The sequence below is a fragment of the Grimontia sp. THUN1695 genome (assembly GCF_059704325.2).
The window spans coordinates 1500233-1514789 of sequence record NZ_AP046577.1 but is presented as its reverse complement, the minus strand read 5'-3'; the positions used below and the strand labels follow the sequence as shown (position 1 = coordinate 1514789).

At 49.7% G+C, this 14557-nt stretch carries 13 protein-coding genes; 9 read left to right on the top strand and 4 right to left on the bottom strand.

What is annotated here, in order from left to right; translation table 11 throughout:
• Window positions 1-54 precede the first annotated feature (54 nt).
• Window positions 55-2058, bottom strand: a complete 2004-nt coding sequence (locus tag AC6IB1_RS10380) for a methyl-accepting chemotaxis protein (RefSeq protein ID WP_497568971.1) — start codon at window positions 2056-2058, stop codon at window positions 55-57.
• Between the two features lie 40 nt (window positions 2059-2098).
• On the opposite strand from AC6IB1_RS10380, the gene AC6IB1_RS10375 reads away from it, so the two are divergent.
• The 9 genes from AC6IB1_RS10375 (at window position 2099) to AC6IB1_RS10335 (ending at window position 9493) form a co-directional block, all read left to right on the top strand.
• Window positions 2099-2281 carry a hypothetical protein gene (locus tag AC6IB1_RS10375; protein WP_497568970.1) on the top strand — a complete coding sequence of 61 codons (183 nt, stop codon included), beginning with the start codon at window positions 2099-2101 and terminating at the stop codon, window positions 2279-2281.
• 223 nt (window positions 2282-2504) lie between these two features.
• Entirely contained in the window at window positions 2505-2855 is a 351-nt protein-coding gene (gene hinT / locus AC6IB1_RS10370) for a purine nucleoside phosphoramidase (protein ID WP_005505110.1), read from the top strand.
• On the top strand, window positions 2855-4297 hold the full coding sequence (locus tag AC6IB1_RS10365; protein WP_497568969.1) for a COG3014 family protein: 1443 nt from the start codon (window positions 2855-2857) through the stop codon (window positions 4295-4297). The genes hinT and AC6IB1_RS10365 overlap by 1 nt, the downstream gene beginning before the upstream one ends.
• A complete protein-coding gene (locus tag AC6IB1_RS10360; RefSeq protein WP_497569127.1) occupies window positions 4297-4692 on the top strand; it encodes a YcfL family putative periplasmic lipoprotein in 396 nt (131 codons plus the stop codon). The genes AC6IB1_RS10365 and AC6IB1_RS10360 overlap by 1 nt, the downstream gene beginning before the upstream one ends.
• Window positions 4693-4704: 12 nt before the next feature.
• Complete coding sequence (lpoB, locus tag AC6IB1_RS10355; RefSeq protein WP_497568968.1) at window positions 4705-5295, top strand: penicillin-binding protein activator LpoB; 591 nt, start codon at window positions 4705-4707, stop codon at window positions 5293-5295.
• Window positions 5296-6141 (top strand): phosphotransferase, encoded by an 846-nt coding sequence (locus AC6IB1_RS10350; protein ID WP_497568967.1) that lies wholly within the window; start codon window positions 5296-5298, stop codon window positions 6139-6141.
• Between the two features lie 38 nt (window positions 6142-6179).
• Window positions 6180-7031 (top strand): DUF6279 family lipoprotein, encoded by an 852-nt coding sequence (locus tag AC6IB1_RS10345; RefSeq protein ID WP_497568966.1) that lies wholly within the window; start codon window positions 6180-6182, stop codon window positions 7029-7031.
• Window positions 7032-7257: 226 nt separating this feature from the next.
• The gene (ycfP, locus tag AC6IB1_RS10340; protein WP_497568965.1) at window positions 7258-7797 is read left to right on the top strand and encodes an alpha/beta hydrolase YcfP; all 540 of its coding nucleotides are present in this window, start codon (window positions 7258-7260) and stop codon (window positions 7795-7797) included.
• A gap of 403 nt (window positions 7798-8200) precedes the next feature.
• Window positions 8201-9493 (top strand): NAD(P)/FAD-dependent oxidoreductase, encoded by a 1293-nt coding sequence (locus tag AC6IB1_RS10335; protein WP_497568964.1) that lies wholly within the window; start codon window positions 8201-8203, stop codon window positions 9491-9493.
• 50 nt (window positions 9494-9543) lie between these two features.
• Here AC6IB1_RS10335 and AC6IB1_RS10330 read toward each other — a convergent pair whose 3' ends face one another.
• The 3 genes from AC6IB1_RS10330 to mfd form a co-directional block, all read right to left on the bottom strand.
• Entirely contained in the window at window positions 9544-10101 is a 558-nt protein-coding gene (locus tag AC6IB1_RS10330; protein ID WP_497568963.1) for a GNAT family N-acetyltransferase, read from the bottom strand.
• A 131-nt stretch (window positions 10102-10232) separates the two neighbouring features.
• Entirely contained in the window at window positions 10233-11051 is an 819-nt protein-coding gene (locus tag AC6IB1_RS10325) for a peptidoglycan binding protein CsiV (RefSeq protein WP_497568962.1), read from the bottom strand.
• A gap of 33 nt (window positions 11052-11084) precedes the next feature.
• Window positions 11085-14549 (bottom strand): transcription-repair coupling factor, encoded by a 3465-nt coding sequence (gene mfd / locus AC6IB1_RS10320; protein ID WP_497568961.1) that lies wholly within the window; start codon window positions 14547-14549, stop codon window positions 11085-11087.
• Between the last annotated feature and the right edge of the window lie 8 nt (window positions 14550-14557).

Here is a 14557-nt window from a genome sequence, read left to right as displayed (position 1 = left end):
GAGGGAAGAAACCAGAAAGCGGATGACACCTCCGCTTTCTGGTCTGGGGAAGGATCACACCGTGAACTTATGTACCAGTTCGTTCTGGTTAACGGCTTGCTGGTCCAGTCGCTCACTGGCACCCGCGACATCTTGCATAGCGGAATAACTGCTGTCTGCGATCACGCTGATATGCTCGACGTTGCGAGCAATATCCGCAGACGTTGTGCTCTGCTCAGAGGCGGCATCGGCAATCTGGCTGCTCATATCGCTGATCATCAGAATGATGGCTTCAATTTCTTCCATGGCAGAGTTGGCGTCAGATGCCTGAGTGACACTGTTCCCCATTTCTTCAACGCATTCCTGCATCACCTGAACCGCTTCGCGGGATTGTGATTGCAGCTTGCTGATCATCTCTTCGATTTCAGATGTTGAGTCTGACGTGCGTTTTGCCAGCACACGTACTTCATCGGCCACAACCGCAAAGCCTCGTCCTTGCTCACCGGCGCGTGCTGCCTCAATAGCGGCGTTGAGGGCAAGCAGGTTGGTCTGGTCTGCAATGTTGCTGATCACGTCAAGAATGCTTTCGATATTGGCGGTCATCTCCTGCAGTGAAGACACCACGGCGACCGAATCATCCAGACGGCTTGAAAGCTGGTGGGTGGTGCTGATATTGCGAGTCATAATTTCACGGCCTTTTGATGCCGCTTCGCCCACTTCCATCACTTTTTCCATGGTCTGGCGGGCACTGTTGGCGACATCCTGAACGGAATGCTCCATCTCAGTCATGGCAGCTGCGACGGCTGTGGTCTGCTGGCGCTGTTCGTTAAGCTGTGCTTTTGCATTCTGGGTGGTGGACTGGTTTGCCGCGGCGACTTCTGCCTGTTCCTGCGCGGCATCCCGAAGTTGTCGCAAAATGCCTTGAAGGTTGGATGCCAGGGTGTTGATGTGATCGGCCAGCTGGCCAAATTCGTTGTGTTCTTTTACATCGATACGTTTGGTCATATCACCGTCAGTGATCGCTTCCAGAACTTGTAGCGTGCTGCTCAGGGGCTTGCGGACACTGCGTGCAATATGCCAGCCAATAAACGCGGTTATCGCCAGGATCAGCGCGCCGATAACAATGGTCTGTCGAACTCCATTCTGGAAGGTGTTGTTGGCATCCTGAATAGAGGTTGCCATTACACTCTCTGCTTCGCTACGGAACTGATCCAGAATTGCCATGGCGTTATCGACTTCCGCAGCCAGGTTGCCGATATTGGTGTAGAGCTCGTTGGTGGCGACAAGATACGCATAATGCTGGTCAAGCACACCACCTTCACGGCTGACATCACGGGTGAAGGCATCAATGTCTTTCTGGAACTTCTCTTTCAGCTCTGGCAATTGTGCCGTCAGGGAGCGGAACGAATAGTTCAGCTGTTTGACACTACGGCGGTTGCCGTTCATCGCTTTTTCTACGTCTTCCAGTTTGTCACTGGCAAGAGCATCAGAGGTGTGGGTTTCGGTTTCCTGGAGCTTCTTAAAGTAGGTTTTGGAAATGATCTTGAGGGTGGTTGAGCCCTTGTTGGCGACAAAATCTTGCATACCCAAAGCCAGTGCGGTGTTCATACGCTGGAACTGGCGGGCGGCTTTTATCCCATTTTCTTTTGCAGTTTGCTGACGCTGGTAATTGCCAATGGCTTCAGAAGCTTCGGAAAAATATCGCTTTTCGATGCCACGCAACGCTTCCAGTTTTGCCGCCAGGGCAACCTGACCTGAGGCCGCCTGATTCAGGTTGTTCACGGCGGTATCGAATTTTTGCCGTGCCACGTCGAAGTTTTCAAGTACCAGCTCACTCTGCGCCACGTTGCTGCTGGTCAGGTAGTCTTTGAAGATCTTGTCGGCAGTCAGCAGGCTCACGCTGGCTTCATTCGATAAAGAGACGAGGGGAAGGGCTTTTGACGTGACTACCTCAAGTTGTTCGTGGATGTTCTGAGAGCTATTAAGGTTAAGTGTATTGGTTGCAACCAGACTCACGGCAAGCACCGTAAACCCGGCATACATGCGACGAATGACGGAGCTTTGTCGTTTTTTAGCCATTGATATTCCTCCCACCGGCAGGTATCCGGTGTCTCCCTAAATGCAGGGTCAACATAAAAAAGCAAGAAACCCGCTGAATGATGCCGCCAAAGGGTATTTTTCTAACATGTCTATCACTGGCGGATGTATTTCGCAGCAGACTCGTGTGGTTAAACGCGTTACTGATCTTGTCATCCGCCAGTATTTCAAAAACTTTACAGGTAAAAAGGCCAATACTTTCTAACCTTTGAAGTGAGACGCAAATTTCCTGAGAGAGTGGTTAATAAACAACTGGGTGCTGATAGATGGTGTCAAAAGCTGTTCTGAATTTGGGGCAAAACTGTTACCAAAAATGAATATTTCAGATAACAGCCACTAACCACGATAAAAAACACCGTTCATTATTGCTCATATCCTTTCTGTCTAGCATACTTACAGCTTCGTATATCTTTCATTTGGAGTTGCCCGTGGCTGAAGAGACCATTTTCAGTAAAATCATTCGCAAGGAAATCCCTGCTGATGTGGTTTACCAAGACGATCTTGTGACTGCATTCCGTGACATTAACCCCCGTGCTCCAAGCCATATCCTTATCATTCCCAACAAGCTGATCCCGACCGTGAATGACGTGGAAACAGAAGATGAGCTGGCATTGGGCCGCATGTTTACTGTTGCGCGTAAACTGGCTGAGCAGGAAGGAATTGCCGAAGATGGCTATCGCTTGATCATGAATTGCAATAATCATGGTGGTCAGGAAGTGTATCACATCCACATGCACCTGGTTGGTGGCCGCCCTCTGGGACCTATGCTGATCGGTTAATGGTTCGATATGATTTTCCGGCCCTCGCTGACCGGCGCAGGGCCTATTCGTCTGTTTTAAAAAAACTGGTGGCGTGTTGCCTGGGGGTCAGCCTGGTTGGATGTGCCAACCTGTCTGCGCAGGGCCTGTTCAGCCACTATTCGGCTGCACTTCAGCAACCGCACACATTGTTGGCGCACGGCGAGTATCAGCAGGCACTGGCGTCGTTACCTGAACAGCCTGATGGCGAGATCCTTGATGGCATGGAAAAAGGGCGGCTTGCGCTTCTTGCCGGTGACACTGCGCTGAGCAAAACCTCGTTTGAGCGGGCAGATATTGCTGCCACAAAACAGCAAGAAGCGGCCATCATCCAGTTGTCCCAAGGCGTAGATCAACTCGGTGCCTTGATCACTAACGACAACATGATCCGCTATACACCGCCGGATTACGAGTTGGGTTTCCTGCACCTTTACCTGGCACTGGGCTATCTGCAAAATAATGACGTGCAAGGCGCTTTGGTTGAGGTGCGCCGGGCAAACCTGGTTCAGGAGCGGGCACGAAAAATCCGGCAAGATGAACTGGAGAGTGCCAACAGAACAGCGCAGCAAAATGGCATAAATGAAAACCTTGGCGCAGTGCTGTCCCGCTATCCGGATGCCGGTCAAACGCTGGGTTTTGTGCAAAACGGGTACCTGTTCTATCTTTCTGCCCTGCTTTATGAAGCAGAAGGAAACCTGAACAGCGCTTTTATTGACTACAGCCGTGCGCTGGCCGTTGAACCTGATAATAAATACATTGCGGAAGCGGCCATGCGTATTGCGTTCAGGCAGGGTCGCCGGGATGAACTCAGGTTATTGGAGAAACAGTACGGGAAGTATCAACGTCCTGACCGGTCAAAAGGACAGTTAGTCATACTGAGCGAGCAGGGCGTGGTCAATGCCCGGGATTTCTGGCGCTTGCCTTTATGGCTACCGGACAGCCATGGTGATCTGGCAGCACATACTGTCAGCTTGCCGTATTACCGCTCATACCAAACGACGCCGCAAAGGGCTTTGACTGTTGACAGTCAGGTTGTACAGCCACAGCAACTGGCAAACGTCAATGGCATGGCACAACAGGCACTTAATGAGGCAATGCCTGCTATGGCGGTAAGGCAAATCCTTAGGGTTGTGGCAAAAAATGAGCTGCGAAAGTCTCTGGCAGAGAACGATGAAAGTGGCCTTGGCAACTTCGTGGTCAACGTATTTAATGTGCTGAGCGAACAACCGGATACCCGCAGTTGGCAGACATTACCCGAAAGTGTCGGTGTTTATAGCGGGTTTTACCCACAAGGTCAGCGTCAGGTAAATGCTGATGGACAAACCATTAACGTAAACGTAGAACCAGGAAAAACCACATTGGTCTGGCTATCCAGACAGGGAGGCAGGGTGGTTCATTGGCAGGGGATATTAGGAGGCATATGATGAAATATGCAGCAATGTTGTTTTCAGCCACCATGCTGTTGACAGGTTGTGCTAACACCACCACTGGTCTCAGTATCGATAGCAGCAACCAGAATGTGGTGCTCGGCAATTCGGTACTGGCGCAAAATCTCGAATTTGGTAATGCGAAAAGCAGTATGGTGAATGGAAGGCTGCTGGCCCAGGTCATGGTTACGAATAAGAGCGATAAATCGCAAAACCTGCAGTACCGTTTCAATTGGTATGATGCTCAGGGGCTGGAGGTTGACAGTGGCAGATCACCATGGCGGCAGTTTGTCGTTTATGGCGGTCAGTCGGTGATACTTCAGGGCGCTGCCCTGAATCCCGACGCCAAGAATTTTCGTGTTTCGCTCAGAAATATCAGTGATAACAACTAAACAGGTATACCAATGAAAAAAAGCCTAATTGTACTGATGGGTGCTGCACTCATCTTGGGAGGATGTGCCAGGCAGGTAAGCTATGGTGATGCTCAGGAAGTGGAAACCACAACTATCGATTTTGGTTCGACGGACTTGCAAAAAATCGCGGCAGACATGACAGACAGCATGCTGTCTTCCGGTTCTGTTACAGCCATTACCCGTGACAGCCGTCCGATCGTCTTTGTTGAATCCATCAAAAATAAAACGGCCGAACACATTGATACTGAATCTATCACCGACACCATCAGCACCCGCCTGATCAACTCTGGTCGGTTCCGTTTTGTTGACATGACCCGCGTTGAAGCTGTCCGTGAACAATTGGACTTCCAAAACAACGATGCATTGGTTAATCCGGGAACCGCAATCCAGTTCGGTAAAATGGTGGGTGCGCAATATATGCTTTATGGCAACCTGTCTAGCATCAACAAGCGCGATGGCAGCGACCAAGACGTTTACTACAAAATGACCATGCGCCTGATGGATCTTGAAACCGGCCTGATAGAGTGGGCAGACGAAACAGAAATTCGTAAGAAGCTGTCCAAATCCTTGATCGGATGGTAAATGTTGCTTACGCAAGAAGATAACGACAAGGCCGCAGTGATTGAAACGCTGCGGCCTGATTTTATTATTGTCGATGCCACGTATCTCTCCGGTGGCCTCAGCAATCGCTGCCTGAAACTGACTGCTGAGGATGGACGCCGTTTCGTCTGGCGGCCAGAATCGGCGTCTGCCAGAGCATTTGGCCTTTCACGAAGCCATGAATTTAATGCATTGAAAACGGCCTCAGAACAGGGGTTAGCTGCGCCGCCGGTTAAATATTTCAATAATGGCTTATTAAACCCCTGGATTGACGGTTCTACCTTGGAACATGTGTCAATCGAGACCATGGCTGAACTTCAGGCCCGTGTTCATGGGCTGCCGCCGCTTACTAACCACATTGACCCTTTTGATAAAGGGGTTGTGTACTTCGACAGCCTGGATGAAGAATTCAAAAGCCCACGTCTTATTGCTTTACACCGGCATTTTCAGGAGAACCGTTTTTCGAGCGGCCTTGAATTAACCACCTGTCACTACGATCTGGGTTATTACAATTTGGTGCAGGAAAAAAGCGGGGAGATAAAAATTCTTGACTGGGAATATGCTGCCTTGGGTGATCCAGCATTAGATTTGGTGATGACCTCACTTGCAAATGGGCTGGATCTTGAAACCTTAGTGGATCGCTATTGTCATATAAGACGTATCAAATCGGTCGGAATATGGCATCGTGCCTGTGTGCGGTGGCAACCTGTCGCGGACTATTTAGGTGCGTTGTGGTATGCCCTTGGATTCCAACTGTATGGCGAACCGCTGTATCAGAAACGCAGAGATGATTTCCTCGCAAAGGCGGAGGCGTCTTTGCCACGGTAAGTAGGCAGCAGTAAGCAAACCTTAGGAGCGAAACCGCAATGAAACTGGTGAGATCACGGATAAAACCCCTCCTTCTTTCTGTTACTGCGGTTATCATTCTTTCCGCCTGCACTAACCAGTTTGCTTACAACACACTGCCGTTCTGGATTGACTATTACCTCTCTGATTATGTTGACTTGAATGCCAGCCAGCAAAAGCGACTGGATGCAGATTTGGCCGCTTTCCATCAATGGCATCGCCAATCTGAGCTTCCCAAGATTCAGCGACTATTGAACAAGCTGGAAACGGACATGGCGACCCCCCTGTCTTACCCTCAAATTCGTGAATACCACCAGCAGGTAAATGCAGTGATTTATGATTCATTGGCTGGCCTGACACCGGCATTGACAAACCTGATTTCATCACTCAGTGATGAACAGGCGAAAGTCTGGCTAGATACAGTAAATGAAAATATTGAAGAAGCAGTAGAAAAAGCCAATGAGGGGGATCTGGAAGCACAGTATCAACGTCGGCAGGAAAAGCTGATAGAGCGCGCGGAGTTCTGGGTCAAGTCAGTCAACGACAAACAGCAACGGCAATTTCTTGAAATGGCAAGATATCAAATCGAAATGCGTCCGGTGTTTTATTCCATCAGGAATACGTTGGTGGCTGAATTAGAAGGGATTTTGATGAACAGGAATGCACCGGATCTGGCACAGCGAATCAATACGTATTTTACTCACCTTCTCGCGTTCGACAGTGAGCAACACCAAAATGATATGGCGATTTACTATGCCCGCCGTTATGAATTGCTACAGCGCCTGGATCGCCACCTGTCGGATAAACAGCGGGCTGCATTCCGTGACAAATTGGCCTCATACAGCGCGGATATCACTGATGTATTAAACTGATTGCTGCTTTATGCACCTGCGGGGCTTGAAAACCTTGAGCCACACCCGTGTTTCAGCTTAAACCCTGACTAAAATGTGTGATTGGGTGATAGTATTTTCGTGCCCAAGCCACGTGAAAGGGCTGTCTTCAGCAATGTGCAAATGGCATGCCCTTAGCGTTTCAACGCGATTTGCTTGGGTAAGATAACAAGCTGGAAAAACCAGTGATGAATAAGAGGGATTTTCTGTGATTATTTATCTTCATGGCTTTGACTCAACCAGCCCAGGAAACCATGAAAAGGTCATGCAACTTCAGTTCATTGACCCGGATGTTAGATTTATCAATTACAGTACTCTGCATCCAAAACATGACATGCAGCACCTTTTGAAAGAGGTGAATAAGCAAATGTCACTGTCTGATGACAAGGCTCCATTGATCTGTGGTGTCGGTTTGGGGGGCTTTTGGTCGGAGCGTATTGGCTTTCTGAGTGGTATCAAACAGGTGATCTTTAATCCCAACCTGTTTCCACAGGAAAATATGGAAGGCCGCATCGACAGACCGGAAGAGTATGAGGATATCGCCACCAAGTGTGTTGACAACTTCCGTGGCAAGAATGCAGGACGTTGCATGGTTGTGCTCTCGAAGGCGGATGAAATATTGGACAATGCACGTTCAGCGGCCGTGTTGAGTCCGTATTATAACATCGTCTGGGATGACACCCAGACCCACAAGTTTAAGAGTATTTCCCATCATCTTCAGGCAATGAAAGCGTTTAAAAACGCGTAACTCGTAGTGTTAAATATCATGAGCATCGGTTGTTAAAAGCCGATGCTCTTTCGTTTTCAAACGTTGTGGAATGAAGGACGTATTTTTACATCTGGCTGATTTCGCTGTCCTTGGCGTGGCTTGTAGATTTAAAAATTGATTGAGATCAAGTGAGCTGTATAATGGTTCAACGAAAAGTGGTATCACGTCATAAATTTAATGATGTCGGCATGCAACAAATAAAATACAAATGAAAGATGCATGCGTTTAACGCTGAAACAACGGCGCTTTACCTCTCCCTTCCAGAGCAGAGCTCATACCAGAAAAGCGACCGGATTTGTCTGACCTAATCTTCATCCTGCGACATGAGATACGCGGGGTGTGACAATTTTTTTCGAATTTAAATTATGGTAAGGAAGTAATTGTGACCAAGATTATTGTAGTCGGTGGTGGTGCGGGTGGCCTTGAATTGGCAACCAAACTGGGACGCACACTTGGACGTAAAGGGCGCGCCAAGGTCACTCTTGTCGATCGTAAATCCAGCCATCTCTGGAAACCACTTTTGCATGAAGTGGCAACCGGTTCTCTTGATGAAGGCGTGGATGCAATCAGTTATCGTGCCCACGCTAAAAACCACTATTTCGATTTTCAGTTGGGTAGCTTGTCTGGTATCGATCGTGATAATAAAACGATTACATTAGCGGCATTGCACGATGGGGACGACGGCGAACTGCTGATGCCTGAACGGAAGCTGAACTATGACATTTTGGTGATGGCTATTGGCTCAACCTCAAATGACTTCAATACTGCCGGTGTTCGTGATAACTGCATCTTCCTTGATACACCAGAGCAAGCTCGCCGTTTTCGCAATGAAATGAACAACGAGTTTCTTAAGTTGCATGCAAAATCGGGTAACGGCACTGTCGATATCGCGATTGTTGGTGGGGGAGCTACGGGTGTTGAGCTTTCTGCCGAGCTTCACAATGCGGTTAAAGAGTTGCACAACTATGGTTTCCAGGATCTGGACAGTTCCAAGCTGAACGTGACGCTGGTAGAAGCGGGTGAGCGTATCCTGCCTGCATTGCCGCCACGTATTTCAGGGGCCGCGCAACAGGAACTGATTAAGCTGGGTGTGAATGTACGTACGGCAACCATGGTGGTGAAGGCAGAAAAAGATGGCCTGACCACCAAAGATGGCGACAAAATCCCGGCACAAATCATGGTTTGGGCTGCTGGAATCAAGGCACCGGACTTCCTGAAGGATATTGCAGGATTGGAAACCAACCGCATTAACCAGCTTGTCGTTAAACCAACGCTACAGACCACCCGTGATGATGACATCTTTGTTATTGGCGACTGTGCCGCTTGTGAACAACCGGATGGCTCCATGGTGCCACCACGCGCTCAATCTGCGCACCAGATGGCGAGCTGTTGTTTTTCAAATATTGTGGCAAAAATGACAGGCCGTGCACTCAAATCTTATGTTTATAAAGACCATGGGTCATTGGTTTCACTGAGCCGCTTCTCTACAGTGGGTAACCTGATGGGCAACCTGACCCGCGGTTCAATGATGGTTGAAGGCCGTCTGGCACGCATAGTCTACATTTCGCTGTATCGTATGCACCAGATTGCTTTGCATGGCGTGATTAAAACGGGATTGATGATGGTGGTGAGCCGCATCAACCGTGTGCTTCGCCCTTCGCTTAAGTTGCATTGATCACATCTGTAAAAGGGTATTAGAAAGCTGCTATTGGCAGCTTTTTTTTTTTACATTATTACGTCTTCAGGGATAAGACTATAAACCAAACCTTCGCGGGCTTTGCCATCGTACATATAGCGGTTTCGTGCACGGCACTCGAAGGTAGCGCAGAGCTTTTCGGCAATGCGGATACTGGCTTGATTAGCAGGGTCCATCACCAGTTCCAGGCGGGTTAGCAACAGGTGACTGAAGGCGAGGTTCGTGGCGACTTCTGTTGCCTCGAGTGCGTATCCACATCCTTGATACTTAGTGGCAATCCAATAACCCAGGTTTGCCATGTTGGCGACGCTGTCAATGCTGGACACATAGACACAGCCGATCAACGCGCCAGTCTCACTCTCAAAGGCAGCAAGCTCATAGCTTAATCCGGTCAACCATCCCTGACGACTCCGGTTGATCCAGGCTTCAGCATCCAGAGTGTCGAATCCTTCGTGACACCAATCCAGCCAGGGGCTGATGGTATCTGCTGACTCTGAAATGGCCGTTTTGAGCGGGATGACATCAACCTGCTTTAACGCCCGGAGAGTCAGTCGGTCGGTTTGGAATTCAAGGTTTGCTTGCATCATCGTCCCGGCCTAGGGTTATCGGTTTGAGTATACCTAAAGTACACGTAACATCAGGTGGTTTGGGTATAAAATATGAAAATAACGCCCTCAAATGAGGGCGCTGGATGAAAACGGCGACATATTGGAAGACATTAGTCGACGCGGGTAACCTTAATGATCAGGCCCATCAGTGGATGGTCGAGATAATGGACCTCGCCGCTGCGCATGCGACGTTTTTGTTCGAAATGGTAAGATTTCAGGTATTTCTCAACAGAGTAAGTACGCTCCAGTTTCTGCAGACCGGTCAACGCACTGCCTTCGGTATCTGATATCGCGTTATCTGCCACGATACTTTCGACATCCGTTATTGTCGGGTTTTCCAAGGATGTTGGTACCACCTGCACTTCTTCCAGTACTTTTCGCTCGCTAGGCTCACGCAGTGCCAGATCGGTTTCAATGAACAGATAGTGCTGCACATAAACACGGATAAAACCATCCAGCTCGTACATTGGGCCGCTGATTTTTTCGGTTGGCTGGTCACTGTCAGGTGCATACTCACTGGTCGTGATGAGCGCATCCTTGGATGTGCCATCTGTATAGAAGCTGTCACCAAAGTTCCGGCCAGCGGTAAAGCGCAATTTTGGCATCATACCACGCCCGCCGTCGTTCTGGCGCCAGGCAACATGAACCAGAGGCTTGAAGCCGGCATGGTTTGCCAGGCGGTCATATTCTGCATTTAATTGCCATTGACTCTTTGGCAGTACCTTCAGGCCACGTGCTGCAAGGGCTTGGGAGTCGAACACTGATATCGCATTATTCAGGTTAATGTCCGGCTGTGCATCGGGCCAGTTTTCCTGAACCGCATCTGGGTTTTGGTTACGCTTAAATACGATGACTTCAACATCAAACAAGCGTTCTGCAAAAGAAGGCCAGCTTATGGCACAAAGCAGCAGGATAATCAGCTTTTTCAAAGCATTACTCCGTTTTAAAAGCCGGTTGCCTGTTCAGGCAACCAATAAATTTTCAGCAAACTGGTTTAAAAGTGTTTCGATGAACGCAACCCGCTCTCGGCGATCAGTGAGTGATTCGGCGATTTTGAGTTTAGTCGGTCCCTCGAATCGATAACGGCTCGGGTGGGATTGTAACAGACCCACCAGGAAGCCGGGATCAATTTGCGCGTTTTGAGTAAACTCGATCACACCGCCTCGGTCATGTGCGTCTATCTTACGTATACCCAGTTTCGCCGCGTGTAGTTTGAGCTGTTGTATTTTGAGCAAGTTGCTTGCCGCATCTGGCAGCAAGCCAAAGCGATCAATAAGCTCAACACGCAACTCTTCGATATCGTCAGGCGTTTTGGTGCCCGCAATACGTTTGTACAGTGACAGTCGTGTATTCACATCCGGAATGTAGCTGTCTGGCAATAGCGCGGGAATACGAAGCTCGATATCTGTCTGTTGATTAAGCAGATCGTCAAGTGACGGTTCTTTCCCTTCTTTCAGTGCTTCAACGGCTTGCTCAAGCATTTCCATATAAAGGGTAAAGCCAATCGACTGGATTTGTCCGCTCTGCTCATCACCAAGTAATTCACCGGCACCGCGAATTTCCAAGTCATGGGTTGCCAGCGTAAAGCCTGCGCCTAAATCTTCCAGTGATGCAATGGCTTCCAACCGCTTGACGGCGTCTTTGGTCATTCGCTTAGGGTGCGGTGTCAGAAGATAAGCGTAAGCCTGATGGTGGGAACGGCCAACACGTCCACGCAGTTGGTGAAGTTGGGCTAAGCCCAAGTGGTCGGCGCGATCCATGATGATGGTGTTGGCCGTTGGCACGTCGATGCCAGTTTCGATAATGGTGGTACACACCAGCACATTGAAACGCTGGTGGTAGAAATCGGACATGATACGTTCCAGTTCTCGTTCTCGCATCTGTCCATGGGCGACAGTGATCCGTGCTTCCGGCACCAGTTCAGCGAGCTCGTCTGCTGTTTTTTCAATCGAATCAATGTCGTTATGCAGGAAGTAAACCTGCCCACCGCGCATGATTTCACGGAGCACGGCTTCACGGATGAGTGAACTCTCGCGTTCACGGACAAAGGTTTTTATCGCCAGACGACGTGAAGGTGGAGTGGCGATAATAGACAGGTCGCGCATACCACTCATGGCCATATTCAGCGTTCGTGGGATTGGCGTTGCCGTCAGCGTGAGGATATCGACGTTTGCACGCATTGCCTTCACTTTTTCTTTCTGGCGGACACCAAAGCGATGCTCTTCATCGACAATCAACAAACCGAGATCGTGGAATATCACGTCGCTTTGTAGCAATTTGTGGGTACCGATAAGGATATCGACTTTCCCTTCCGCTACATCAGCAAGGATCAGTTTTTGTTCTTTGGCCGATTTGAAACGGGAAAGCACTTCGACACGAACGGGCTGGTTGGCAAAGCGATCGCGGAAGTTTTCAAAATGTTGCTGGGCAAGCAGGGTAGTAGGGACCAGCACCGCGACCTGTTTGCTGTTGTTGACAGCAAGGAAGGCTGCGCGCATGGCGACTTCTGTTTTACCGAAGCCCACATCACCACACACTAAACGATCCATCGCAATCGGCTGGCACATGTCAGACAGGACAGCATTGATTGCCTGTTTCTGGTCGGCTGTTTCTTCGAACGGGAATCCGGCACAGAAATCGAGGTATGCCTCGCGGTCATGCTTGAAGGCAAAGCCTGGCTTTGTTGCCCGCTTGGCATAAACGTCCAGTAACTCAGCCGCTACGTCGCGGACTTTTTCAGCCGCCCGTTTTCTGGCTTTCTCCCACGCTTCGCCACCCAGTTTGTGCAAGGGGGCTGATTCTTCTGCGCCGCCGCTGTAACGGTTGATCAGATGCAGGGAAGCAACAGGCACATAGAGCTTGGCCCCTTGCTGGTATTCCAATGTCATATATTCAGTGGTGATACCGCCGGCTTCGAGAGTTTGCAAACCCAGATAGCGACCGACACCATGCTCCAGGTGAACAACTGGCTGGCCGATTTGCAGCTCGGCAAGGTTACGGATAATGGTGTCTGAACTGGTGGCGGCTTTTTTGTTGTCGCGGCGGCGTTGTTGTACAACGCGCTCACCCAGCAGGTTACTCTCACAAATCAGTGCAAAGTTGGGGTTTTCACATTGAAAACCGATGTCTGCCGGGCCGACCACCATCGAAAAATCTGTCGGCGAGTCGAGCGCTTCACTGAGCGAACCACAAACCATAGGGCGGATTTTAATGCGTGCCAGCAAATCCAGCATGGCTTCACGGCGGCCTTCGGTTTCCACGGAGAACACAATCTTGCCGGTAAACGCTTCGGTAAATTGGCGAAGCGCGCCGAGTGGTTCTTTCAGTTGCTGGTTGATAGTCAGCTCAGGCAATGCTGAAACTGGCGCATTGGTGCGGCCTGCTTTTAATTCGGTCTGGTCAAACTGCACCTTAATGCGTGGGTAGCGTTTGAATGCACCAAACAGCTCATCAATGGTTTGCCAAATCTCGTTGGGTGGCAGCAGGGGACGCAGCGGGTCAACGCGGCGCTGGTCGTAACGGTAATCTGCGTCTTTCAGGAACTGTTTGGCAGAGGCTTCTAAATCCCCTTTGGTGACCAACAGCGTGTTTTGCGGCAGGTAATCAAACAGGGTTTCAGTTTCATCGAAAAACAGCGGCTGCCAGTATTCAATACCGGCCGGCCAGGTTTTCTTGCTGACTTGCTGGTAGATAGACTCGGGTTCCCGGCGTGCATCAAAGCGTTCTCGCCACCTAACACGGAACTGTTCAACGGCGTCGTCATCGGTTGGAAATTCATGTGCCGGGAGCAGGTTGATGCTGTCCAGCTCCTGGGTAGAACGCTGGTTTTCAGGATCGAACTCGCGGATGGTGTCCAGTTCGTCATCAAAGAAGTCGATACGATACGGTTGGTTTGCCCCCATCGGGAACAAATCAAGGATTGATCCACGGCTGGCGTATTCGCCATGCTCAATCACCTGATCAACATGACGGTAACCGGAAAGCTCAAGCTGATGACGCAGTTTTTCCAGAGAAAGGCGGTCGCCTTTTTTTACCATCAGTGCGTGCTGTACCAGGAAAGAATGGGGCATCACACGCTGCATCAGGGTGCTGACCGGGATCAGCAAAATTCCTGAGGTCTGCTGCGGCAACTGGTAAAGGCGGGCGATACGATCAGAGATAATGTCCTGATGCGGAGAAAAGTTGTCGTAAGGCAGCGTCTCCCAATCGGGGAATACGTGACATTCCTGACCGGTAAACTGCTTGATTTCAGGTTGCAGTTTCAGGGCAGTCTGGTTGTCCGGCACCACCATCAGGATAAAACGGTTTTGCTGTTCGGCGAGTGTCGCGACGGTTAATGGAAGGGAAGCGCCATGCAGGTTGGCGACGACACGGATATCTCCTGCTTTTTCAGGAGCAGATAAATTAAATAAGGTGTTGTTAGTCATGAATTCTG